This window comes from Chryseobacterium glaciei (assembly GCF_001648155.1).
In the GTDB taxonomy this organism is placed as follows: Bacteria; Bacteroidota; Bacteroidia; order Flavobacteriales; family Weeksellaceae; genus Chryseobacterium; species Chryseobacterium glaciei.
Window position 1 is genome coordinate 4,225,688 of record NZ_CP015199.1, and the last position, 24,269, is coordinate 4,249,956.

Annotated in this window: 28 protein-coding genes; 12 read left to right on the forward strand and 16 right to left on the reverse strand. The window is 32.6% G+C overall.

Annotation, left to right across the window (positions count from 1 at the left end):
• Positions 1 to 187 precede the first annotated feature (187 nt).
• The gene (locus tag A0O34_RS19050) at positions 188 to 1,054 is read right to left on the reverse strand and encodes a sigma-70 family RNA polymerase sigma factor (RefSeq protein ID WP_027385416.1); all 867 of its coding nucleotides are present in this window, start codon (positions 1,052 to 1,054) and stop codon (positions 188 to 190) included.
• A gap of 620 nt (positions 1,055 to 1,674) precedes the next feature.
• Positions 1,675 to 2,466 carry a S1/P1 nuclease gene (locus tag A0O34_RS19055; protein WP_066758325.1) on the reverse strand — a complete coding sequence of 264 codons (792 nt, stop codon included), beginning with the start codon at positions 2,464 to 2,466 and terminating at the stop codon, positions 1,675 to 1,677.
• A 396-nt stretch (positions 2,467 to 2,862) separates the two neighbouring features.
• On the opposite strand from A0O34_RS19055, the gene A0O34_RS19060 reads away from it, so the two are divergent.
• The 4 genes from A0O34_RS19060 (at position 2,863) to A0O34_RS19075 (ending at position 7,252) form a co-directional block, all read left to right on the forward strand.
• On the forward strand, positions 2,863 to 3,804 hold the full coding sequence (locus tag A0O34_RS19060; RefSeq protein ID WP_066758327.1) for a type VI secretion system baseplate subunit TssG: 942 nt from the start codon (positions 2,863 to 2,865) through the stop codon (positions 3,802 to 3,804).
• A gap of 54 nt (positions 3,805 to 3,858) precedes the next feature.
• Positions 3,859 to 4,761, forward strand: a complete 903-nt coding sequence (locus tag A0O34_RS19065; RefSeq protein ID WP_066758333.1) for a TssN family type VI secretion system protein — start codon at positions 3,859 to 3,861, stop codon at positions 4,759 to 4,761.
• Between the two features lie 24 nt (positions 4,762 to 4,785).
• Positions 4,786 to 5,925 (forward strand): hypothetical protein, encoded by a 1,140-nt coding sequence (locus A0O34_RS19070; protein ID WP_066758338.1) that lies wholly within the window; start codon positions 4,786 to 4,788, stop codon positions 5,923 to 5,925.
• 148 nt (positions 5,926 to 6,073) lie between these two features.
• Positions 6,074 to 7,252: an aminotransferase class V-fold PLP-dependent enzyme gene (locus A0O34_RS19075; protein ID WP_066759832.1), complete on the forward strand. Its 1,179-nt coding sequence runs from the start codon at positions 6,074 to 6,076 to the stop codon at positions 7,250 to 7,252.
• Between the two features lie 121 nt (positions 7,253 to 7,373).
• Here the strand turns inward: A0O34_RS19075 and A0O34_RS19080 are convergent, their stop codons facing one another.
• Positions 7,374 to 8,027: a metal-dependent transcriptional regulator gene (locus A0O34_RS19080; RefSeq protein ID WP_066758340.1), complete on the reverse strand. Its 654-nt coding sequence runs from the start codon at positions 8,025 to 8,027 to the stop codon at positions 7,374 to 7,376.
• Positions 8,028 to 8,112: 85 nt separating this feature from the next.
• Between A0O34_RS19080 and A0O34_RS19085 the strand changes: the two genes are divergently transcribed.
• A complete protein-coding gene (locus A0O34_RS19085; protein WP_066758342.1) occupies positions 8,113 to 9,150 on the forward strand; it encodes a threonine aldolase family protein in 1,038 nt (345 codons plus the stop codon).
• 31 nt (positions 9,151 to 9,181) lie between these two features.
• Here the strand turns inward: A0O34_RS19085 and A0O34_RS19090 are convergent, their stop codons facing one another.
• Both A0O34_RS19090 and A0O34_RS19095 read right to left on the reverse strand, forming a co-directional pair.
• The gene (locus tag A0O34_RS19090) at positions 9,182 to 9,502 is read right to left on the reverse strand and encodes a hypothetical protein (protein ID WP_066758344.1); all 321 of its coding nucleotides are present in this window, start codon (positions 9,500 to 9,502) and stop codon (positions 9,182 to 9,184) included.
• Between the two features lie 98 nt (positions 9,503 to 9,600).
• Complete coding sequence (locus A0O34_RS19095) at positions 9,601 to 10,098, reverse strand: hypothetical protein (RefSeq protein ID WP_066758351.1); 498 nt, start codon at positions 10,096 to 10,098, stop codon at positions 9,601 to 9,603.
• A 260-nt stretch (positions 10,099 to 10,358) separates the two neighbouring features.
• Here A0O34_RS19095 and A0O34_RS19100 point away from each other — a divergent pair, with 260 nt between their 5' ends.
• On the forward strand, positions 10,359 to 11,318 hold the full coding sequence (locus tag A0O34_RS19100; protein ID WP_066758353.1) for a hypothetical protein: 960 nt from the start codon (positions 10,359 to 10,361) through the stop codon (positions 11,316 to 11,318).
• A 93-nt stretch (positions 11,319 to 11,411) separates the two neighbouring features.
• On the opposite strand, the gene A0O34_RS19105 is transcribed toward A0O34_RS19100, so the two are convergent.
• From A0O34_RS19105 to A0O34_RS19125, 5 genes are all read right to left on the reverse strand, one after another.
• Positions 11,412 to 11,972 (reverse strand): DUF4256 domain-containing protein, encoded by a 561-nt coding sequence (locus A0O34_RS19105; protein WP_066758355.1) that lies wholly within the window; start codon positions 11,970 to 11,972, stop codon positions 11,412 to 11,414.
• A gap of 50 nt (positions 11,973 to 12,022) precedes the next feature.
• Positions 12,023 to 12,412 carry a DoxX family protein gene (locus tag A0O34_RS19110; protein WP_066758357.1) on the reverse strand — a complete coding sequence of 130 codons (390 nt, stop codon included), beginning with the start codon at positions 12,410 to 12,412 and terminating at the stop codon, positions 12,023 to 12,025.
• A 19-nt stretch (positions 12,413 to 12,431) separates the two neighbouring features.
• Complete coding sequence (locus A0O34_RS19115; protein WP_066758358.1) at positions 12,432 to 13,010, reverse strand: YdeI/OmpD-associated family protein; 579 nt, start codon at positions 13,008 to 13,010, stop codon at positions 12,432 to 12,434.
• A gap of 67 nt (positions 13,011 to 13,077) precedes the next feature.
• A complete protein-coding gene (locus A0O34_RS19120) occupies positions 13,078 to 13,545 on the reverse strand; it encodes an SRPBCC family protein (RefSeq protein WP_066758359.1) in 468 nt (155 codons plus the stop codon).
• 5 nt (positions 13,546 to 13,550) lie between these two features.
• The gene (locus A0O34_RS19125) at positions 13,551 to 13,874 is read right to left on the reverse strand and encodes an ArsR/SmtB family transcription factor (RefSeq protein ID WP_066758361.1); all 324 of its coding nucleotides are present in this window, start codon (positions 13,872 to 13,874) and stop codon (positions 13,551 to 13,553) included.
• Positions 13,875 to 14,317: 443 nt separating this feature from the next.
• Here A0O34_RS19125 and A0O34_RS22440 point away from each other — a divergent pair, with 443 nt between their 5' ends.
• Both A0O34_RS22440 and A0O34_RS19130 read left to right on the forward strand, forming a co-directional pair.
• Positions 14,318 to 14,482 carry a S24/S26 family peptidase gene (locus A0O34_RS22440; RefSeq protein ID WP_157886069.1) on the forward strand — a complete coding sequence of 55 codons (165 nt, stop codon included), beginning with the start codon at positions 14,318 to 14,320 and terminating at the stop codon, positions 14,480 to 14,482.
• A 47-nt stretch (positions 14,483 to 14,529) separates the two neighbouring features.
• Positions 14,530 to 15,021 (forward strand): hypothetical protein, encoded by a 492-nt coding sequence (locus A0O34_RS19130; protein ID WP_066758362.1) that lies wholly within the window; start codon positions 14,530 to 14,532, stop codon positions 15,019 to 15,021.
• A gap of 72 nt (positions 15,022 to 15,093) precedes the next feature.
• Here A0O34_RS19130 and A0O34_RS19135 read toward each other — a convergent pair whose 3' ends face one another.
• The 5 genes from A0O34_RS19135 to A0O34_RS19155 all read right to left on the reverse strand — a co-directional run bounded on the left by A0O34_RS19135 (position 15,094) and on the right by A0O34_RS19155 (position 19,698).
• Positions 15,094 to 16,224: an FAD-dependent oxidoreductase gene (locus A0O34_RS19135; protein WP_066758364.1), complete on the reverse strand. Its 1,131-nt coding sequence runs from the start codon at positions 16,222 to 16,224 to the stop codon at positions 15,094 to 15,096.
• Positions 16,225 to 16,317: 93 nt separating this feature from the next.
• Complete coding sequence (locus tag A0O34_RS19140) at positions 16,318 to 17,439, reverse strand: FAD-dependent monooxygenase (RefSeq protein WP_066758366.1); 1,122 nt, start codon at positions 17,437 to 17,439, stop codon at positions 16,318 to 16,320.
• Positions 17,440 to 17,515: 76 nt separating this feature from the next.
• A complete protein-coding gene (locus A0O34_RS19145; protein WP_066758369.1) occupies positions 17,516 to 18,373 on the reverse strand; it encodes a helix-turn-helix domain-containing protein in 858 nt (285 codons plus the stop codon).
• Between the two features lie 66 nt (positions 18,374 to 18,439).
• Entirely contained in the window at positions 18,440 to 18,862 is a 423-nt protein-coding gene (locus tag A0O34_RS19150) for a VOC family protein (RefSeq protein ID WP_066758371.1), read from the reverse strand.
• Between the two features lie 14 nt (positions 18,863 to 18,876).
• Entirely contained in the window at positions 18,877 to 19,698 is an 822-nt protein-coding gene (locus A0O34_RS19155; RefSeq protein ID WP_066758372.1) for a helix-turn-helix domain-containing protein, read from the reverse strand.
• A gap of 245 nt (positions 19,699 to 19,943) precedes the next feature.
• On the opposite strand from A0O34_RS19155, the gene A0O34_RS19160 reads away from it, so the two are divergent.
• On the forward strand, positions 19,944 to 20,939 hold the full coding sequence (locus tag A0O34_RS19160) for an SDR family oxidoreductase (RefSeq protein WP_066758373.1): 996 nt from the start codon (positions 19,944 to 19,946) through the stop codon (positions 20,937 to 20,939).
• Between the two features lie 252 nt (positions 20,940 to 21,191).
• Here the strand turns inward: A0O34_RS19160 and A0O34_RS19165 are convergent, their stop codons facing one another.
• Positions 21,192 to 22,184 (reverse strand): aldo/keto reductase, encoded by a 993-nt coding sequence (locus tag A0O34_RS19165; protein ID WP_066758375.1) that lies wholly within the window; start codon positions 22,182 to 22,184, stop codon positions 21,192 to 21,194.
• A gap of 229 nt (positions 22,185 to 22,413) precedes the next feature.
• Here A0O34_RS19165 and A0O34_RS19170 point away from each other — a divergent pair, with 229 nt between their 5' ends.
• The 3 genes from A0O34_RS19170 to A0O34_RS19175 all read left to right on the forward strand — a co-directional run bounded on the left by A0O34_RS19170 (position 22,414) and on the right by A0O34_RS19175 (position 24,227).
• Positions 22,414 to 22,791: a DoxX family protein gene (locus tag A0O34_RS19170; RefSeq protein ID WP_066758377.1), complete on the forward strand. Its 378-nt coding sequence runs from the start codon at positions 22,414 to 22,416 to the stop codon at positions 22,789 to 22,791.
• A 133-nt stretch (positions 22,792 to 22,924) separates the two neighbouring features.
• Positions 22,925 to 23,095, forward strand: a complete 171-nt coding sequence (locus tag A0O34_RS22445) for a lmo0937 family membrane protein (protein WP_139255387.1) — start codon at positions 22,925 to 22,927, stop codon at positions 23,093 to 23,095.
• A 181-nt stretch (positions 23,096 to 23,276) separates the two neighbouring features.
• Positions 23,277 to 24,227, forward strand: a complete 951-nt coding sequence (locus tag A0O34_RS19175) for a bifunctional helix-turn-helix transcriptional regulator/GNAT family N-acetyltransferase (RefSeq protein ID WP_066758379.1) — start codon at positions 23,277 to 23,279, stop codon at positions 24,225 to 24,227.
• Positions 24,228 to 24,269: the final 42 nt, after the last annotated feature.

Sequence of the window (24,269 nt, forward strand, 5' to 3'; positions counted from 1 at the left end):
GGAGGAATCTAGACGTAGTTTTTTAAATATAATTGTAGAGATTCTTCACTCCGCTGCGCTTCGTTCTGAATGACAAACGTGATGGTCAATTTATTATTTCAATTAGTTGAAGATACTTCCAAAATTGTTACAAAAAAAAACGGAGCTTGAAAAATCAAACTCCGCCTAATAAATTGTTGCGCTAAAATTATTTACCTAAATAAGATTTCAGGATCTTGCTTCTGGTATTATGCTTTAGTCTCTTAATTGCTTTTTCTTTGATCTGACGGACTCTCTCTCTTGTAAGATCGAAAGTTTCACCAATTTCCTCTAAAGTCATTGGATGTTTTCCGTTCAATCCGAAGTATAATCTTACTAAGTCAGCCTCTCTTGGAGTCAAAGTATTTAATGCTCTTTCAATTTCAATTTGAAGAGATTCAAGCATTAGATCTTTATCTGGACTTGGAGATTCTCCTGAACGCAATACATCATAAAGATTAGAATCTTCACCTTCTACCAAAGGTGCATCCATAGACAAGTGTCTTCCGGAGTTTTTCATAGATTCTTTAATATCTTCCTCGCTCATATCAAGAACTTCAGCCAATTCTTCCGGAGAAGGAGGTCTTTCGTTTTCTTGTTCTAAGTGAGCATATGCTTTATTGATCTTGTTGATGGAACCAATTTTATTCAATGGCAATCTTACAATTCTTGACTGTTCTGCCAAAGCCTGTAAAATCGACTGACGAATCCACCAAACCGCATAAGATATAAATTTGAAACCTCTAGTTTCATCATACCTTTTTGCTGCTTTCATCAGTCCTAAGTTACCTTCATTAATTAAATCGGGTAAAGAAAGACCTTGATTTTGGTATTGCTTAGATACGGAAACTACGAAACGAAGGTTGGCCTTGATTAATTTCTCCAGTGCAGCTCTGTCGCCCGCACGTATTCTTTGTGCCAAATCTACTTCTTCGTCCGCAGTGATCAGTTCCACTTTACCAATTTCCTGCAAATACTTGTCTAATGAAGCAGTTTCCCTGTTGGTTACCTGCTTAGTGATTTTTAATTGTCTCATTTATTTTATCCTCAAAATAGAGTTACTATATATTATACGTTTGAAAAGGTAAAAAGGTTACACATGTTTCAATTATTTTTTATTTAATTAAAATAAATTTCGAAAATTAGTTGTAAATTATCGCTCTTGTAAATCTGGGAGAGGATTTTGAACCATTAAGATTTTATTTAAAGAGTTGGGCATAATTAAGATAAATCATTTTAATTATTTAATATTAAGGTTAATATTTTTATTTAAAGCTTTATCCCGCTTTCCACTATATCTTTTGGGTTACGGGCTCCGCTTCGCTTCGCCCGCAACCCAAAAGGATGTCGCTACAATCGGGGCTAGGGTTGCAGTCGTTTTTTCAGAATCAGGTATTACGAGGAACGTAGTGACGAAGCAATCTCTTAATAGTCTTAACTTCTTAAATCAATCTTAATGGTTTAAATTTTTAAGTATTTAATTTAGATTCCTAATTTAATTTCGTTCTGAATGACATTGCAAATATTTTATTTATGAGAACATTAGTGTTTATTTGTGAAAAAAATTAGTGTTTTAAAAACAAAAAAAGCGAAACCTAAGTTCCGCTCATATAATTTTAAATTGACAATCAACTAAAGGCTATCAACAATCAACAATTAAAACAAATCATTTAACAATTTTGCCAGTCTCAAACCTCCGTAAAGAAGCTGTCTTTCCATTGTATCATTGAATTTGTACTGATAATCATAAGATAATTTTGAATCATTTGGAGTTTGTGCGTAGATTTTATTCGCAATTTTGTGAGAATCATACAACCAGTCTTCCAAAGTTCCTGTCTGAATTTGTTTTACTTCATCATCAGTTTTGATATCCAATAATTTCGAATATTCTGTATAGCTGTATTTTTGAGAATCTACTAATTTTCCGTCCCAAACTGAGTGTAAATTTGTTTTTTCTCCAAAATAAGTTACATTGATTTTGTTTCCTCCTAAATCTTCAGACCTCCCTGTGTGCATAGGCTGAGAAAGATCTCCCATAATATGAATCAAGAAAATCAAAGCAATTTTTCTGTCTTTTTCAGAAGTTTTTTCATCTTTTACCTGAGCAGACAAAGTTTTCACCTGAGTATACAAGCTCGGACCAGCCTGAGCTTTCAAATTTTGCTCAAATGCTTTGAAATCTGCCTGTGGATCAATGTTTACGTAATGCCAAGCTGAAGCCTGCTTCCAAGCACCTGTAGTGTCAGATTTAATGAAATCCGGCCAGTTTGCCCAATAAGCAAGACGTTCTCTCCCCATTATTTTTTTGATCTCTCTTCTTGCTTTCCCGGAAAGGTGGTTTTCAGCGATTTCTGCAATAATTCTGTGCCCCGTCAATCCCCACGCATAAGAATACAGTGAAGATGTGATGAATGCTAACATCAGAATTTTAGAATAAATACTTTTCATTTTATATAACATTTTTCAGATCGCAAAGATACGGCTCGCTTTCCGAATTGTATTAAAAATTGAATAATTTCTTGCTTTTCTAAGGTTAATAAAATTTAATCTAAATAAAAGGTTTAAAGTAAATCATTCTATCTTTTTAAGATATATTTGAAAATTGGAGCTTTGAAAACTTAGTATTTTTAACAACTTAAATATATTCAATGATTAAAATTTTTAAATATTAATGTTATACAAATCTCAAACTTATACTTTTACCGTATTTTCACGGAAATTATAATATATTATTCTATTTAATGTTAATAAATTAGTATTTTTAGAAGAAATTTATTGAGAAAATGCTTTTTCAATAATTAGAGATATATTACCTTTACAAGCCAAATAATCACAGGAAACACTATGTATGAGAATAATATTGTAGATATGTATTACAATAAGCTGCAGACAGATTTCAAGGCAGAAGCTGTCGCGGTGAATCTGTTGAAATATCACAGAGCGGTAAGCAATATCTTTATTGACAGGATCGGGATCAATGACAGGGCTTATTTAAAGGATATTAAAAATATTTCAAGCAATTATTTAGGTTTTGATGAAGAAGTTTTTACGATAGAAACGTACAGAGAAGGAATTTACGATTACCTTCCTGAAGGACTTTTTCATCCGCCTTCATTGGGTGCTACGAGAAAAAACGTTGAAAGCGTTGTTAAGGAAATCCGAAAGCAAAAAAGGGTAGAAGAAGATGCCAGAAAGTTTTTCCAACCTTTTGAATTGGAAATTTTCTTTACGGAAGTCAGTGCTTTGCTTAAAGAATTCGATTTTGACCTTACCAGCGACACCGATACTTTGCTAGAAACTGTCAGCGAACTTTGGCCTTTGGTGAAGATGCTAGATAAACAAAATGCCTATATTTTTATCTATATTTTACCGTTTTTTCATCAGATCAGAGGAGATAAAAAATGGCTTGAAAGATGTATGACAGCATTTTTACAAGTGCCTGTAGAGGTAACTTTTGCCCCAAATGTTATTGATGGAATAGGGGGAAATAATGATTCTATGTTATTAGGAAATTCAAAATTGGGAGTTACTTATATTCCGAGTGGGAAACATATGGACGGACAGCGAAATTGGGTAGTGAATATCGGCCCGATTCCGTATTCGGATATGAAAAAATATATTCATGGAAACCCGTTCAGAAAAGTACTTCAGGCTTTATACGATTATTTTCTTCCTGTAAGCGTAGATGTGGAAGAAAATTTTATCACAGAAAAGAAAGAATATTCATTTATGCTTGAGGATGATGGCAGAAATGCAAACCGCCTCGGATACTCTACCTTTCTGTAAAATATTTTATTATATTTACAATCACCAACAAAATATAAATTCGAAAAGAAACAAATGGAAATTTCTTCAGTTAAAGGGATCTTTTTTAGGTATATTTTAATGCCACTAATAGCAGTTATTATGATGATTATCCTCGGAATAATCAGAAGAAACAAACCTGCTATAAAAATTAAAGTAATCATCATATACGTTCTGCTTTGCAGTTTGTGTCTTGCTTTACCTGGTTTTTTCGGGTTTGCAGGGAATTTGTTTAACCCATATTGGTATCTTATTGCACAGATTATTTACCTTATTTTTGGGATTATTCACGTTAATTTATTAGATAAGTATTTCAAAAAACATATCGAATCTGTGTCGATGAGTATTTTGTTTGAATCAATACTTTCATTGACGTGTATCGCTTTCGGCGGATATCTTTTTTATCTGATTTTTAATTGGATGAGTAAAGGAACAGGTTACGCTATCATGTCGGCAACGAGCATGTTGATCTTTTTGGTTCCGATGGTATTTTACTATTGCTATATTCAGTTCATCAGTATTCCGTTCGATATTTATAAAACCTGGAGATATTCACCGGATCAGAGACTTCCGGACTTTGAAGGTGCAGATTTTGATAGATTAATGGTGTTGAATGTTGAGTTAAGCAAAAATCTTGAAGACGCCAACAGATTTAGAATTAAAGCTAAAACTTTACCAACCGGAGTAACTTTCGGAGACTGGTTTTATAGAGTAGTGGATGATTATAATCACAAGAATCCGGGATCTATCATTCATTTATCAGACATTGAAAAAGAACCATATTATTGGATCTTTTATACAAAAAAATCGTTTTTCAGTTTCAGAAGGTATATTAATTTTGATATGGATATTTCTGCAAACGGCATTTCAGAAAATGAAGTGGTGATCTGCAAAAGAGTTATCCAGCACGAAGAAGAAGGAATTACGAGAAAACCATAATCACAAATTTTAAAAGTATTAACTATGATACAGCCTATAAAACATTTTGCAATCAATTGGGTAGATGGGATGAAAGTTTCCCAAAGACACCTGAATGATCAGGATAATTTTCTAATAGATACCATCAGAGATTCAAATTCTTTGGCGATCACAACATATAATTACGGACTTTTACCAATCCCGAACGAGTTTACAGACAAAACTATTTTTGATGTTCATAATACGGCAACAAATGATGTTCAATTAGTTATAAAACATTGTAGCGCAGTGACTTTAGCAGGCTACAGAGTTGAGTTGAATGATAGGAGAGTAAGCGTAAAATCATTAGCCAAATCAATGAATGAAGAACAGGCTGATGGAGAATATTATATCCTAATTTCCGTTAATCCGTTTGATAAAGTTCCGTTTGGAGATATTGATCCTGAAGAAATTCCGCCTCGTCATCCCAATGCACAACCGAATCATCATATCGAGTTGCTTCCAGTAACTTCTTTGAATAGCAGTTACTCAGGAGGGAATTATCTGATCGTCGGAAAGGTTGATTTAAAGGGAAATATCGCGCAGGTAGATTCTAATTTTATTCCGCCTTGTACGTCTATTCAGAGTCATCCTGCTTTGTTGGATTATTACAACAGCTATGCAAAATCTATCGGAAATTTACAGCAATACGCTTTTAAAATCATTCAAAAAGCATCTCATAAAAATCAAAATACAGCGTTAGCTCAAAATGTTAAGTTTCTATGTAACACGATGGTTACGACGTTTGGAGATATGTATTTCCAATTCAGAAATATTATTCCTTGGCAACCACCTGTATTTTTAATTGAAAATTTTGCAAAATTGGCGCTTCATTTATACAATTCAACTCAGGTTTTGGTTCCTGCAGAATTGGAGGAAATGTTGAATTATAGCTTAGAATGGAGTGAAATTGCCCCTCATACCTTATTAAATCAACTATCTATTGTTGCTGAAACCAATTACGATCACCATAATTGTGGCGAACCACTTCTTTATATCCAACAGATGTTGAGAAGTTTAGAAACAATTTTCTCTAAATTAAGTGAATTGGATTACATCGGTCAGAGAAAAGAAAACATCATTGTTAACGAACAGGAAGTTTCTTCAAACAGCAATCCGAAAAGAGGCTGGAGTGTTCTAGATTAATTTTATAATCACTTTCAAAAAATATTTAATCCCGAACGCAATAATTTGGGATTTTTTGTATAAAATTGTCTGATTAAATTCTCACAGGTTTTTAGAGAATATTATATGCAGTCATCTGTGTAAATCTGTGGGAGAAAAAAATAAAAAAATGAATTTAAACCAAATAAGACAAGACACAAAAGGTTTATCCGATAATAAAATATTTCTAAACAACGCTGGTTCATCATTAATGCCAAAAGTTGTTGTAGAATCAATGGTTGATTATTTTCATCAGGAAGAACAATTCGGAGGATATGAAGTCGCCAACCGAACTGCAACTTTACTGGAAGAGTTTTATGAAGAAACAGCAAAACTGATCAACTGCAAGTTATCAAATATTGCTTTTGCAACCAGCGCGACGGATGCTTATACAAAAGCGTTGTCGAGTATTGTTTTCAAAGAAGGAGATGTTATCATTACCACTGTTGATGATTATATTTCGAATCAGATCACTTTCATTTCGCTTCAGAAAAAATTAAATATAAAAGTAATTAGAACGAAAAATCTTTCAGATAATGAATTGGATTTGGAGGATTTAGAAAATTTAATCAAGAAACACAATCCAAAATTAATTGCAGTTACGCATATTCCTACAAATTCAGGTTTGATTCAAAACGTTGAAGGTGTAGGGAAAATTTGCCGTCAATATGATGTTTTATATTTGGTTGATGCTTGCCAATCTGTTGGACAAATGGTTGTTGATGTTGAGAAAATCGACTGTGATTTCCTGACTGCCACAGGAAGAAAATTCATGCGTGGACCGAGAGGAACTGGATTTTTATATGTTTCTGACAGAGTTTTAGAGCAAAATTACGCTCCCTTATTGTTAGATATGAGAGGTGCAAACTGGACGGAATATGATGATTATGAATTATTTAAAACCGCAAAAAGATTCGAACATTGGGAGATTTCTTATGGTTCTTTACTAGGTTTTATGGAAGCTGTAAAGTATGCAAATAATATTGGCTTAGATAATATTGAAAATTATAACAAAAATTTATCTGGAAAACTTAGAGAAAACCTTAAAAATAGTGGTTTCAACGTTTGGGATTGGGGAAATAAGCTTAGTAGTATTGTTACTTTTTGTGAGCCTAATGGTGAGCTTGAAAATATTCAAAAAGTCCTAAAAGAGAATAATATATTTTTCTCAGTAACCTACAAAAATTCCGCTTTGATTGATTTTACTAATAAAAATGTGAATGGAATAGTAAGACTTTCACCACATTACTTTAATACAACGGAAGAAATTGAAACTGTTTCTGAAATTTTGAAAAATAGCTTGAAGTAAAAATTTAACCATTAATATTTTTTTAAGAGATTAAGTTTAATTAAGAAAAACATGCTGATTTTAAAGCGTAGCTAATCTTAACATTCTTAACTCCTTAAACAAATCTTAATGGTTCAAAAAATTATTTTTTAACCAATATTTTCTCCGTAGCTTTTTTACTTAAAATTTCCTGTTTACCTTCAACTTCAACCGTTACGGATCTGTCAAAACTTTCAATTTTAATAACTTTTATTTTGGTATTCAGGAGCAGTTTTCTTTCGGTTAAATAATTCAGAAAGGCGTCATCAGAAAGCGTAACAGAAGCAAAAACTACTGTTTCTCCAACATTGCATCCGCTTAATTTCTGTAAATCCTGGGAGATAATATTTCCGTCTTTATCAGGAATTGGTTCTCCGTGCGGATCAAACTTTGGATGGTCTAATATTTCATCCATCTTATCAAAGAAAATAGTAGAGTGCACGTGCTCAAGCTGTTCTGCGATTTCGTGGACATTTTCCCAGCCGAAATTCATTTTTTTAACCAAAAACATTTCGGTAAGTCTGTGTTTACGTACCACCAAAGCGGCTTCGCGTCTTCCTTTTTCGGTGACTCTGAGAGGTTTGTAGGTTTCATAAATGACCCAACTTTTGTCGGCAAATTTCTTCATCATGTTATTGACACTCGGCATTTTTACATTTAAAAATTTGCTCAGCTCGTTAATCGTAACCTTTCCTTCATTGTCAACTAAATGAAACAAAGCTTTCAGATAATTTTCTTCTGTTAATGTTGTTTTCAAAATGTTAGATGATTTTCAATACAAATCTAACAAAATATTATTAAAATTCAGGTCTTGTTAATTTAACTTTTTTTAATTTTACTGTATGAAATTTTCATTTAAAAACGACTATTCAGAGGGATGCCACCCAAATATCTTGCAGGCACTTTTACAAAGTAATCTCGATCAGCAGGCTGGCTATGGCGAAGATGAATATTCTTTACAGGCTAAAGAATTAATTAAAGAAAAAATTAAAAACCCAAATTCGGACATCTATTTTGTTTCCGGAGGAACACAGGCAAATTTAATTGTAATCTCTTCTATTTTAAGACCTTATCAATGTGCAATTTCGGCTTCTACAGGACATATTTTAAATAATGAAACCGGAGCAATCGAAGCGACAGGCCATAAAATATTAAATATTGAAACAGAAGATGGGAAATTAAGACCAACGGATATTACTCCTGTTTTGGAAAATCATCAAAATGTTCCGCATCAGGTAATGCCAAAATTGGTTTATATTTCGAATTCTACTGAGCTAGGAACGATTTATAATGCAAAAGAATTAGAAGATTTATCTACTTTTTGTAAACAAAACAATCTGTATTTATTTATGGATGGGGCAAGACTGGGACATGGTTTGACCTCCGAAATCAGTGATTTAACTTTAGAAAAAGTAGCGGAACTAACGGATATTTTTTATTTAGGAGGAACCAAAAACGGAGCATTGATTGGAGAAGCGATTGTTATTAATAATCAGGAACTTAAACAGGATTTTGGTTTTAATATCAAACAAAAAGGCGCATTATTAGCAAAAGGGAGATTATTGGGAATTCAGTTTTTGGAACTGATGAAAAATGATTTGTATTTTGATCTGGCAAAACATGCAAATAATCAGGCGATGAAGATTAAAAATGCAATGAAGAATAAAGGAATAGAATTTCTTTCCGACACTTATACTAATCAGATATTTCCGATTTTGAGTAATGATTTAATTGATATTTTATCTGAAAAATTTGAGTTTTATGTTTGGAAGAAAATTGATGAAAATAATTCTGCGATCCGCTTGATAACTTCTTGGAATACAGGCGATGAACCTGTAGACAGTTTTATAGAGATCATTAATAGTGAATATCATAATTAAAAAAACAGCCTGCAATCAGGCTGTTTTTATTTTAATCTTCGACAAGTATTTTTTTGATACCTTCAATGACTTCATTTTCAAGTTTTTTAATCTTTTCCTTTTTCATGTACATATAAATACCGATCGGGAAACAAAAAATAAGATATAACAAAGCAGAATCTGAAGCTGTTTCTGTAGTTACTTTGCCAATCTCAGGTTTTGCATTTATTTTTACATTTCCTGTTAATGTAAATCCGCTAGTTCTTACTTGAAGTGCTCCAAAACTTGTCTGAATTTTATATTGTGGAAACGTTTTCTTCAGTCCATCAATCAATTCATTTTTCGAAAACGGTTTAAAATTTAAACTTTGCATAGTGTTTGTTATTAATAATTTTTGTTAGTATGAGTGTGAGCCCGTACTATAGCAAATACCATGCAATATATTTCAATAATTAGGGAATAATTGATGTTTTATTTTAAAACTTTTGAAACCAATTTGCAATCAACTAATTTATAATCTGTTCCCTCATATTTTATCTTGTTTTCATTAACGAATTTAGTTCCTGTCTGAGAATCTCTTTCACCAACACCTTCAATTATTGCGTCTTTTTTCTGTAGAAAATAAATATCATTTGTATTTCCTGATTTTCCTTCTGCAGCAAATTCATAAGTCAATTTAAGCGTATCACCAGATTTTATTCCGGACAAAGTTCCCATAGAACTGTCTTTTTCGCTGTTTTTATAAGATAGTTTTCCTGTAATGGTTCCTAAATTATCATCAATAGTCGCAAAAACACTGTCTTTTCCAACAACTCCTAAATAGCAGAATGATTTTGGCCCCAGCGTATCAACCACAGGTTCAGTTGTTGCCACTGTATCGACATCTGTTTTTGGAGTTACAGTTTCCGTTTTTTTATTACAGTTCATCAAAAAAAATGATACCGAACTTAATAAGATTAATTTTTTCATACCTTTTTTATTATGTTAAATCAAATTTCGTGCTGCTAAAATAATAATACTATTTTTAATATAATTAAATATAAATTAAAAATAATATTTAGTTTTAAATGTATTTATGATTTTAATTTAATCAATAATGATAAAATTATGAACGGTTTTCCTAATCGCTGAGAATCGCTTAAAAAAAACATTTCCGAATAAATATTCGTATATAGGAAAAATAATTTGAGGCATGATTAATGTTTCTATACTATTAAAAATTCATTGTTATGAAAAGTTTGCTTAAAATTATTTTTGTTGTTGTATTTATTTTTGGAATTAATCAATTAAAAGCAGAAACTCCACAAAATTATATTTATACATCTTCGGGAGATCTTCAGAAAATTGAAAAGCTCATCACCCAAAAAGATATTGGAGGAGTTCAAATTGTTTATAATTGGAAATCATTAGAAACATCGAAAGATATTTATGACTTTTCAAGAATTGAAAAAGATCTTGATTATTTAACCAAATTGAATAGAAAATTATTTATTCAACTTCAAGACAGATTTTTTGAACCGGAAGCGAGGTATGTGCCGGATTATATTTTAAATGAAAAAGAATATAAAGGAGGTTTGGTTCCGCAATTTGATAATCCTGGAGAAAATAAACCGATTGGAAATGGTTGGGTTACTCAACAATGGAATTCTGCAGTTCAGCAAAGATTTCAAAAACTGATAGGAGAGTTGGCGAAAAAATTTGATGGAAAAATCCAGGGAATCAATTTGCCGGAAACTGCGATTGACATTGATATGAAAAGAGATAAAACAGGTTTCAGTTGTGATAAATATTTTCAGGCTGAACTTGACAATTTAAAATTTGCAAGAAGTGTTTTCAAAAAATCATACGTTTTACAATATGTGAATTTTTTTCCGTGTGAATGGGAAAACGATCATAAATATATGTCCAGATTGTTTGAATTTGCGAAAGAAAATAATGTAGGTTTGGGCGGACCGGATATTGTTCCTAATAAAAATGCACAGATGAAAAATTCATATCCATTCTTTAATAAGTATAAAGGAAATTTACCTTTGGTCGCAATGGCTGTGCAGGAGCCGACTTTAACCTATAAAAATCCAAAGACTAAAAAACCTTTTACAAAAGAAGAGTTTGTAGAATATGCAGAAAATTATTTAGGAGTTAACATAATATTTTGGAGTGTAGAATCTCCTTGGCTGAAAAATTCCTAATTGATTTTAAACCATTAAGATCTATTTTATTGTAATTATAAAACTTAATATTCTTAATTACTTAATTGAATCTTAATGGTTTAATTATTTTTGTCATACTTTCAAACAGCCACGAAAACCTCTTGCTGCATAATAAGAATCTGCACCGTTATGGTACGTGAAAACGATATTGTAACGACGATCACAGAAAATAGCACCACCTAATTCTCTAATATTCGCGGGAGTTTTAATCCAGCTTGAAGTTTTTAAATCAAACTTTCCGAGCTGTTGAAGTTGGCGATATTGATCTTCTGATAATAATTCAATGCCCATTTCCAGGGCTTTATCGATCACATTATTTTCAGGTTTATTGGCTTTTCTTGCTTCCCAAGCCTGATAATCGTAGCAGAGACTTCTCCGTTTTGGGCTCTCTGGCGAACAATCAAAGAAAATATATTCGTCATTTTTTTTATCATAATCAATAACATCCGGTTCACCTTCGGTTACTTCCATTTCATTTAATGACCAAAATTTATCGGGATTTGCTTCCAATTTTGACTGAATTTTATCCCAATCAAGACCTTTGTGACGGTTTATATTTTTTTCAAAACGGGTTTTTAATGTTTTAAGGAGAGCGTCTGCCTGTTCGGAGGATAATTTTCTATTATTTTTCATGTTGATTGTATTTGTGTTAAAAATTCTAGATTAAATTTATTCAAAAATAATTAAATAAATTTTCTGTCTGATGGTCGGAAATACCAAGAAATACAAGTAATAATAAGAAGCAATAATGGTGGAAAAGTCCTGCCAATCGGATCTCCGACAATGATATGGGAAACCAAAGCTCCGGACATTGCGAAGAAAAATCCGGCATACGCCCATTCTTTTAATAATGGATATTTCGGAATTAAAGCAACGATGACTCCCAATATTTTCCATATTCCAATGATGCTCATTAAGTAAATTGGGTAACCTAGTCTTGTGAAATTTTCTACTTCATCTTTGTTTTTCATCAGCTGAACAATGGCTGTTGAAACCATTCCCAAAGACATCCAAAGAGTGAAAATCCAGTAGATGATCTTATTTCTTTTTGTTGATTTATTTTGTGTTTCCATTTTTATAATTATTTAGTAATTAGTCATTTATGCCTTTTCCGATAAGTATGTCGGGAATACATTTTTCAATCCTTGACTCACGGGTTTTTGATTGTTTTGCCGAAGAAAAATGGAGTAGATAGGCTCTTTGTCTTCCGGGAGTTAAATCTTCAAAAGCTTTTTTTAAGGCTGAATTTTCCTCTAACTTTCTTTGAAATTCTTCGATCATTTCAAATTGTTTGGTTTCTTTCATTTCTACTTTTATACCTGATTTTTCTACTTCAAGAGCTTCAAACATATAGTTTTTAATGATTTTCTCTAAATCAACAATTTCTTTTAAATCCGTAAATCGAATCTGTCTCGCAACCTGAACATTTTCAGATTGTTGGATTAAAATATTGTCGGAATCATTCATCAAAGCACCTTTGAAAAATAGGAGTGCGCAATATTCTTTAAATCCATGGATCAAAAAAATATTTTTGTTATCATAAGTGTAGCAGGGGCATCCCCATTTTAGGTCTTCCTCAAGCCCTGTGTCCAGAGCGATTGCTCTTAATTTTTCAAATTCTTTCTGCCATTGTTTGGCTTGGTCAAAGAAGAAATCAACTTTAGGATTCATAATTTATGAGTGATAAGTAATTGGTAATGAGTAATATTTGTCAATTATTAATTTTAAAGGCGAGCTTTTAAGCTTTTTTAGAAAAAATAATCTGCAGACGATTATGAGCCATATTTAAGCCTTGTGCAAATGGAAGTTTAAGGATTTGATCTCTGTAATCGACTGATTTGTAAATAGTTTTAATTACTATTTTGCTTGTATTTTCCGTTAATTTTTCAAATTCTAAAAATTCTAACTGAACCGGAAAAGGAGTGTTTTCCATTTGGAAAGTTCTCGTAATTTTTTGATTATGAACAAATTCGTGAATTGTTCCATTGGCGCGGAAAACGACATCGCCTTGAGGATTTGATGTTTCAAACTGATATCCGCCATGTTGCTGATTATCAAGTTTTAAAACTTTTGTTCCCATCCATTGCTCAACCAATTCGGCTTCTGTATAAGCTTTGAATAATAGTTCTAAAGGCAAATCAAACTCTCTTGTAATAAGGATTTCCTGCTTGTTATCTTCGGCTTGGATTTTCGTTTTTAGTTCCATATTTTCTATTTTTTCTGTTGATAGGCTTTCATTACGCTTTCTAATTTATTGAATTTTTCGTCCCACATTTGACGAAAAGGTTCGATAAAATCGGCAATTTCTTTCATTTTATTTGGATTGAGATGATAGATCATTTCGCGACCATTTTGTTCCTGAATTAATAATTCACATGCTGTGAGGATCTGCAGATGCTTTGAAACAGTAGGTCTGGCTGTATCAAAATTTGAAGCAATAGCACCAGCCGTCATAGATTGTGTGGCAACCAACATAAGAATCGATCTTCTTGTAGGATCTGCTATGGCCTGAAAAACATCTCGTCTTAAATTCATTACGTAGTTATTTAACTACAAATATATGTGAAGTTAAATAACTACGCAAATTTATTTTCATAAAATGTTGATTTTTAATGATTAATGGAGCAAAATAGAAACGATACTCAAATAAAGTACTTATTTTAAGTCAGGTATAATACTATCTAAGTGCATTAATAGTGGGTAAATGGCTGAAAATCGTCTAAAGATAATTTTACAAATTTTTGATTAAAATACAGCAGTACACTCTTCTTTTTTGTCAAATTTAAAATGTCCTATAATTAATATTATGTTAAGTTGTAAATTGCCATTAATTTGTTATTCGATTTTTGAGATTTATATTTATGAATAATTATTGAAAAAGTAGATATTAGTTTATTTAAGCACAAAACAGGCATGATACCGAACGAATTTAGAAATTTGAATTTAATGATCTAAAATCAGGAACTTCTTATATTTTTGTGACTTCAAATGACGGAATTACGTATAAACGATTAAAGTCAAAAAATTCAGGTTCTATTACTGTTTCTTCAGATAATACATTTTATGAGCCTTATAAAATTCCTTTTGAAGAAATTTTGGAAGTCTGGAAATATGCTTCAGGAATTTTCCCGGAAGAGTTTTAATCTAAAATAAAAATATTATATTTATTTCCGAAAAAAAATGATAGGTTATGCCGACTGATGCGTCTCACAAGCTGATTCCGATGACAACTTTTGTTATTGAATATTATTCTAATGAAGGTTATGCTGATCTTCAGACATTACGCTTGATGAATAATTATGCTAATTTCTTAAAACAGTCTTTAACTCTTGGAATGTTTGTTCCGGTAGATCCACAAGGGAATGTACTAAAGGAACCAAAAAACTATGCGATATGGAAAACGCTGGAGCATAACGACGGAAAAAAAAGCGATGCTGTTGGCTTTGAGGAACATAGAATATATCAAACCGCAGAACGAAACTGTCTTTTTGAAGGATTTGAATTGGTGTACAACGGATATTCTGTTGTTCGGATTGTTAAATCAAATAATAATTCCGTTGAATTGTCTTTTAGCAAGAATGATTTAAAATGTTCAACATTTAAAGATATTGAGGCATTTTCTGTTTTAGATGAAATATCTTTAACGCCTAAAGCATTAAAAACCATCGGAATAAAAAAATAAATTAAAAGGTTGAAAAATCTGCCTTTTATTTCTGAAGAAAGGCTCAGATCATAAATCCAAGCCTTTTTAAATTTAATCAAATCTTTTCTGAAAAGAAAATCCGGATTGATGCATTGCAATTTCATTTTTACCTGTTTCGAGTTGTGCCTGACTTACATAAATTTTCATTTGCTGTTCATAATCGTTGATGGCACTTTCTAAGGTTTCAAACTTTCCGGTGATTAAGTTTTCAGATAAAATTAAGGCATCCAATAATCCTGTATTAGCGCCCTGACCAGCAAAAGGAGGCATTACGTGGGCTGCATCTCCAATCAAAGTTATTGGTAAAGGACGATTGTTTTTCCAAGCTTTATCTATAGAAATTTTTCTTGTCGGCAATCCTGCAAAAAAGTTTGTTGAACGGAATAATTGATGATAACATTCGTCCCAATCAGGAAGTATATTGGATAGAAACTCAGCAATATTTTCTGTATTTTGAAAATTTAAGTCATTTTCATGAATCCATTTTTCAGGTTTTCTGAACGTTACATTATACGTTAATGCACCGTTGTTATTAGGATTTGCCACTAAATTAATTCCATTATCAGCCAGCATTAATATATTGTTGTTGCATAATTGAAAAAACTCTGAACATTGTATTTCAGGCTGAAAAACTTCACCCTGTATAATAAAAGTTCCGGTATACTCTACTTCTGCATCTGTAACAAATTTTTTGGCTTTGGACATTCCGCCATTGGCTCCTATTACAAGATCTGCGGTTGCAATCATCTTATTTTCAAAATGTAGGAGCCATTTTTCGTTTTCTTCTTCAAATTCGGTGAATTTTCTGTCCCAAATCACAGTATTTGGTGTTAAGCTGTCTAGTAAGATTTGTCTTAAATCATTTCTATTGATCTCAGGATTATCGTATTGATTTTCGGGTATTGAATTTTTAATGAATAAAACTTTGCTCTGTTCATCAACTACTGTTCTTCCCATCGGAATCGCTTTAGCATAATAACTTTCCAGTAATCCTGCTTTTTTCATAGCATCCTGTCCTGAACCTTTGTGCAGATCTAATGTTCCACCCCAAATTCTTACTTTTGGGTCTTTATCTCTTTCGTAAACAGTTACATTTATTCCTTCTTGCTGTAGTAATTTTGCTAAGATTAAACCAGCCGGTCCTGCGCCAATAATGGCTACATTTTTATTCTTTAATAACATAATTTTGCCTTGTTTAATATGAACACAAAATTCTGAAATGTTTCTACGACAGGATTGTATAAATGCGACAAAATGAGGCTTGAAATGATTAATTTAAAAGCTAATGATTTGCGTATTTCTTTGACGGATAGCTTTTTCCGTTCTTGGAATGAAATTTTCGGTAATGTTTAGTGCTGCGGTAGCCTGAACTTCTTCAATAAATGGTCTCAAATTCTGATTATATTCTTGAAATGCAAGGGTAAAATTACCGTCATATTTTTCCAAAGCATCCGCTAATGTTGCAGCTCCGATCATAGATAATGAACCGCCCATTCCTGCGGCGGGAGAAGCACAATATCCGGCATCGCCTATCAGCGCTACTCTACCTTTTGTCCATGACGGCATTTTTATCTGGCAGAATTTATCGAAGTAAAAGAATTCGGAATTTTGTACTTCTTCCAGTAATTCTGCGGTTCTCCAGCTTTGTCCTTCAAACTGTTTCAGAATAATTTTTCTTTGTTGATCTTCATTTCGATAATCATAAGTAATCTCTTTTTCTGAAAAAAAGCAGAAAATAATATCGGTTTTATGGTTGTAAGCATTCAATGTAACAGCCTTGTCGGGCACGTTGTACATTTGCATTGTTTTTTGTTTAATTAAAAGCTTATCAGCAATTGTAATTGAAAAATAAGCTCCCAAAAAATGAGAATATTCCATTTCTTCACCAAACCAGATTCTTCTCACCCCCGAATGAATGCCGTCGCAACCTAATACCAAATCAAACGAACGTTGTAAACTATTTTTAAAACTAACTTGTATATTGTCTTGTGTTTCATTTAAAGCTGTGATGTTGTTGTTGAAAATAAATTCAACGTCATTTTTCAGTTTATCAAATAAAATATTCATAAACTGATCGCGTTCAATTTCGATTTCATCATCGATAGATTCGGGATCTTCGTTCAAAATTATTGAGCCTTCTGAAATATCGTCAGCATTTTTAAATTCTATCTTTTCGACGTTCAGTCTGTTTGCTTTTAGCTGCTCAAAAATTCCCATTCGTTTAGAAATTTCGAAAGCCATGCCTTTGATATCAATTGCTGCTCCGGCAGTTCGGGATTTGGCTGAGAGTTCAATAACAGTTACTTTATAACCTAATCTATTCATCCAGTAAGCGGTTGAAAGTCCGGCAATACTTGCGCCAGAAATGAGGACTGATTTTTCTTTTAATAATTCCATTGTATTGATTTTTTGTTGATACAAAGGAACATCGTAAAAATAGAGATAGCAATGTCAGAACAAAGTAAGTATTGGACTAATCGCGGTTTTTGTTTCGAAAAGCTAAAGGAGTCATTCCGGTAACTTTAGTAAAAAGGCGTGAAAAATAAGGATAATCGTCATACCCTAATGCTGTAGCAATCTCTTTTACAGACTGATCTGAATGATAAAGCAAACGTTTGGCTTCTAAAACAATACGTTGCTGAATGTGATAAGAAACTGAATAACCGGTAGTGTTTTTGATGCACTCATTTAGGTAAGGCGTAGAAATATTGAGTACTTGGGCATACTCTGACGGACGTTTTACAGTTATATATTTCTGTTCTAAAATTTGTTTAAAAACTTTGGTAACAATTTCAAACCTAGACAATTTTTCCAAAGGTTGATTATGTTCTAAATATTGAGAAATAACCAATGCTACCAACGTATTACAGCTATCTTTTAACAAAGAATGATAGAGTTTTTCGTTTTTTCGGGCGTAGTATTTTAAAGAAAGTGATACCGCCTCAGAAATAAGGGAAAATGTTTCCTGGTCTAATAGTAAAGGTTTTACAGGTCTGATTTCATCCAATAATTTTAGATATTCAGGATTCAGATATTCACTGTTGAGTGCCCAGGTGCTGACGGTTATATTCTCGGTAGATGTTGTGTAATGCACCTGATCAGGATGAATGTAAATGACAGATGATTCTTTAATTTCATATTTTTGAAAATCAATTTCAATGGAAACTGTACCTTTTTCAAGCAAGAAAAATGAATGAAGATCGTGCCGATGCGACTGTTTTTCCTCTTCATTAATTATTGAATGGTCAAAAGACACTCTTTCCATGACAATGCCCGGACTGCGTTCATCAGCCATGGAATTAACAGGAATTGATTTTGTCTTTTTATTCATTAAATTGTTTATTAACCACAAAAGGTAAAAGGCTTTTTAACCTCTTGTGGTTTAATTTTAAATATATCATGCAGGCTCCCAAAGCTCTATTTTATTGCCGTCTGCATCCATAATATGTACAAATTTTCCGTATTCATGAGCTACAATTTCGTCAACTACAGTTACGCCGTTTTCTTTAAGATTTTTTACTAATCCTTCAATATTCTGAACTCTGTAATTGATCATAAATTCCTTCTTTGAAGGCGCGAAATATTCACTTCCATTTTTGAAGGGACTCCATTGTAAAGCGTTGATTTCTTCTGGATTATTAATGTTTCTGGATTCAAAAGTTGAACCCCAATCATTGGTGTCTAATCCTAAATTTTTCGCATACCATTCTCTGGTTTCCTTTGGATTGTCTGTGAAAAAGAAAATTCCGCCAATTCCTGTTACTTTTGGGGTTGTATCAATTGAGTTTGATTGTTCTGCTTGATTGTTTTGGTCTTCCATATTTTTTGTTTTTATTAAATTTTAGTTTGTTTAAAAGTGATAAAATCACTGCTTATTATTCGTTTCCCTTTCTTCGCATTTCGAGCAAATACAGCTGGTGTCGTTCCACTGTATCGCTTAAATTCTCTGCTTAAATGAGCCTGATCGGTATATCCCAATTCAACGGCTAAAGAAGCAAGATTAGATTCCGGATCTATCCATAATTGATTTCGAACTTGTTCAAACCGAATCAAACCCGATACGTCTTTTACCGTATGACCAGATGATTGCTTGAATTTTCTTTCCAATGTACGAACAGTTGAATGAGCTTCCGTTGCTATTTGGTTTACAGGCATCGTTCCTTTTGCTTCTCTCATTGCATTTCCTGCTTTTGAGAGTGTCGTATCGTTAGAAATTTGTAATGTATTCAGGAAATACTGTTCTACCTGAGATATTGCTTCATCTACTCTACCATTCTGAATATATTGAGCTAAAATAGGTTGAAGTTGGGTTATAGAATGTTCAAAAACACGTATTCCATCTTTTCCTGAGGGTAATTCAAGCAAATCAAAAATACTCCAAGGGAAACATCTGATTCCAATAATTTCTAAGCTGTTTTTTGAATAAAAATTGACAGGTTGATTAAGAAGTCCTATCATAAATGGTGAAGGCAAAGGTTCTATATTTCCTTTATTAGAAATGCTGCAGCCGTTTCCGAAATGAAAAATAATTTCTGCATAACCATCGGGAATTACTTCAAAACCAGATTCTACTTCTCCGAATTCTCTTTTGTCATACCAAAAACATTGGATGCTATTTCGTAACTCTTCAGCAGGTTCAAATTCTCGGTGTTGCATTTTGAAAGATTAGAGTTTTTCGGCTCAGTTTTTTTAGAAATATTTCAGAAACGGGTTTTATCAAAAATAATAAATAATTAGATAAAGTGGAAATATTTATTTGAGATTCAAAACGTAATGATTTTCATTTAGGGTTTAAGTTTTAATTATTTATATATTAATCAATTATAATGAAAATTTTATAGTTGTATGGCATAATAATAGGTTGTTTTTAATTAAGTACAACTTTTAAAACCATTCACAACATGAAATCAGATCATATAGTACAAAAAAGCCTTAGAGGAAAAACAGTAGTTATTACGGGTGGAAGCAGTGGCGTTGGACGGGCAGTTGCAGAAGCTTTTGCATTGGAAGGATGTAACATTGTTGTTGCTGCAAGAGGTAAAGAAGCGTTAGACGAAACCGTAAGTTTATGCAGAGATCTAGATGTAGCAGCCATTGGTGTGCCTACAGATGTTTCGGTAGCTGAACAGGTTGAAAATCTGGCACAGACTGCTCTACAGTTTAACGGAAGAATTGATATCTGGGTCAATAACGCAGGAGTAATGGCTAGCGGAAAGTTTGAAGAAATTCCGATGAAACTTAATGAACAAGTGATTAAAACCAATTTGTTTGGCTATATGCATGGCGCCTATTCAGCATTGCCAATTTTTAAAAAACAGAATGACGGAATTCTTATTAATAATGTTTCGATTGGCGGATTTATGCCTGCTCCGTACAGCGCAGTTTATTCAGCAACCAAATTTGGAATTCGCGGGATGATGGAATGTCTTCACGGAGAAATTTCAGATTTCCCCAACGTTCATATTTGTAATCTCTATCCACAAATTCAACGGTCTACGGGAAATATGCATTCTGCAAAATATTCGGGATTGGATTTTAAAATTCCTCCTTTTGCGGCAGATCCAAGAGATACAGCAGCGAAAATAGTCGAACTGGCAAAAAATCCGCGAAAAGATCTATTTCCGGATGCAGTTTCGTTAATTCTTAAAAATGTCTACGGATTATTTCCAAAACCAATCATGAATATTGCTTCTGCCGGAATGCGATTAATGATGAAAGTTAAAAAAGCTCCTTCCGATGACGGAAACGTGTTATATCAATCCTCAGAACCGCACAGAATTTATGGTGAAACGATGTTTCCGGTTCCTTCAAGGAAAACTAAAATGGCTGTGTTAGCCGGAGTTGGTCTTGGGTTGGCTTATATGTTATTGGCAAACCGATCTTCAAATAAAGATTAATTCAAGAAGAAAATAAGCCTAAAAAACATCTTTCAAATTGAGAGATGTTTTTTTTATACAAAGTGAATATTTCTTGTTGGAAAATCGCAAAGGCGCAAAGATTTTGACCATTATTATGTTTTAAGGCGCAAGAAAATCAAAGATTTTCAGCAAATGTTGAACTTGAAACAGGAGAAATTTTATCGTAGATAAAATCTTTGCGCCTTAACAGAGTCTTAATTATAATTTTGCGCCTTTCCGATTTTCCAACTACTATACTTTTGGAACCTGTGCTTTTTCATAAATTAATCCTTCCGCTTTCAATTCATTCCAAAAATCTGTTGGAATAACTTTTTGAAGTGCATTTACATTATCCTGAACCTGCTGCGGCTTGCTTGCTCCAGGAATTATCGCTGCAAATTCATCAGCGGCCAACACAAAATGAAGCGCTGCATCGATGATATTGATATCATATTTGTTTGCAATTTCATCTATTCGATCACGTTTTTCTGTCATCCCTTTTGGAATCACATCTTTGTAATTATATCGGTCTCTTCCGGCTATAAATCCTGAATTATACCCTGCACCTGAAACCAGTTTCACTCCGGCTTTTTTTACGGCAGGAAGTAATCTGTCGAGAGCATCTTCATGCTCTAAAATTGAATATTGTGTTGCAGAAAGACAAATATCAGGATCAGCAGCTTCGAGACAGTCTAAAATAGGTTCGATCTTATTGACGCCCATTCCCCAAGCTTTTATCACACCTTGATCTCTCAATTCGGAAAGAACTTTAAAAGCTCCTTTTTTTGCCTGTTCCAAAAAGTATGGATACCTGTCTCCTACCTGATCTTCAGACAGATCGTGAACGTAAACAATATCAATATGACTCAAGCCTGTTCTTTGTAAGCTTTCATCAATTGATCTTTTAATTGCGTCTGCGGTGTAATCATGTTTAAAATCATAATTCAAGGGCTTTTTCCACATGGTTGGTGGAACTTCAGATTCCGGAACTTCTGTAAAAAGTCTTCCCACTTTGGTTGAAAAAACAAAATCATTTCTGTCTTTATTTTGAAGGAAATTTCCAAATCTTCTTTCGCTTTTTGTAAGACCATACCAAGGGGAAGTATCATAATATCTTATTCCTAAATCCCATGCTTCCTGTAAAATGCTGTTTGCTTCTTCATCAGAAATATTTTCAAAAGCTGTTCCTATTGCTACTCCACCTAATCCGAGCCTGTGTTTTTCTATTAGAACCTCTGTTTTCATATTTTATTATTTAAAGTGTTTGATTCTTCATTTTATGCAAACATCGTGCAGACCTTTTATAAAGTGATTGAGAAAAATAAGTTGATATAATTCTTTTAAAATTAAATTTTGATTTAAATAATTAATGGTCAGACTTCTTTGGTCTTATTATTGAAAGTATTTAGTAGGAATGATAGAAGTACTGTTTTCTCAAACCTTTTTCAAAAACAAAATCAATAAAATATAAAATATGGAAACGAAAGAAATATCAAGAATTGCTCTCGGAGCATTTCTAATTACAGCTGGAATTGGTCATCTTACCTTTGCCAGAAAGAAATTTCAGGCTCAGGTTCCGGATTGGGTTCCTTTAAAGAAAGATGATACAGTAGTTTATTCTGGAATCGCTGAAATACTTTTAGGAACGGCAACAATTGTAACTCCTAAAAAGTACCGAAAAACAATGGGTAAAGTTGTCGCCACTTTCTTTGCTGCCGTTCTTCCTGGAAATATTGCTCAGTATCAAAACAGAAAAGATTCGTTTGGATTAAATACTGATAATCGAAGATTGGGAAGACTTTTTATGCAGGCTCCATTGATTGGCTGGGCTTTGAAATCTACCGATGAATGAAAATAATTATAAATTTAAATTTTCAAATCTAACTCGTTATTTTTGTGTTTATTGAGAAAAAAATATATTTATATTTAATAAAAAGGCATAGTATATGCTAGTATTTAATCAAATCACTTAAAAAATTACTATTATGAAAAGTTTATTATGGTTAGTAGCAGTCATTTGTATTATTGTATGGCTATTGGGGATGTTAAATATTGTACCGGGAATTAGTACAAGTTATTTAATTCATGTGTTATTAGTAATTGCCATTGTTGTAATTCTTTATAATATTATTTCGGGCAGAAAACCGCTTGATTAAAAATTTTAATAATTAATCTTAAATTATAAAAAGATGTTCGTCAGTTGATGAACATCTTTTTTTTGTGGAAAATATCAAATATAAAATTATTTTATATATTTGCATAACTGATTATGTAATTAATTATTTAAATGAATTAAAAGCTCACATTTTATATTAATTATCAAAGAAAATAAAACATATGGATTTTTATAACAGAACAGGAAAAATGGCGATTGGAAGCAGATTAAGATTGCTGACAGGAAAAGTAACCGAAGATGCTGCTAAGATCTATGAATTGTACAATATAGAATTTTCTCCAAAATGGTTTCCGGTATTTTTTATTTTAATGGAAAATGGTGGAAAAACAATCACCGAAATAGCTGAAGAAATTGGGCATTCTCAACCATCTGTAACTAAGATTATTAAAGAAATGACTACTGCAGATCTAGTTAATTCAAATTTGCAGTCGGATGATAAAAGAAGAAATGTTGTAGGATTGACTAAAAAGGGAATTGAGGTTTCCAAAACATTAGAAATCCAATGTGCTGACATTGAAAACGCAATTGAAAGCATGACAGCCGAAGCTTCACACAACCTTTGGGAAGCAATTGCCGAGTGGGAGTTTCTTTTAGAGAAAAAATCTCTTTTTAAACGTGTTTTAGACCAGAAAAAAAACAGAGAAAGTAAAGATGTACAAATCGTTGAATATCAACCAAAATATCAGGAAGCTTTCCGAGCTTTGAATGAAGAATGGATCTCCACGTATTTTGAAATGGAGGAAGCCGATTACAAAGCATTAGACAATCCCAAAGAATATATCTTAGATAAAGGCGGGAAAATATTTGTGGCTTTATACAAAGATGAACCTTTAGGTGTTTGCGCTCTTATTAAAATGAATGATGGAAATTACGATTTCGAAATGGCAAAAATGGCCGTATCACCCAAAGCACAAGGAAAAAGTATCGGTTGGCTGTTGGGACAAAAAGTTGTGGATTCAGCCAAAGAATTAGGCGCTTCAAAGCTTTATCTTGAAAGCAATACGATCCTTAAACCTGCTATCAATCTTTATTATAAGTTAGGTTTTGAAAAAGTTGCTGGACATGCCACGCCTTACAAACGATGCAATATCCAAATGGAATTGGTTTTATAAATGATAAAAAAGCCTCCGATTCAGGAGGCTTTAAATGAGAAA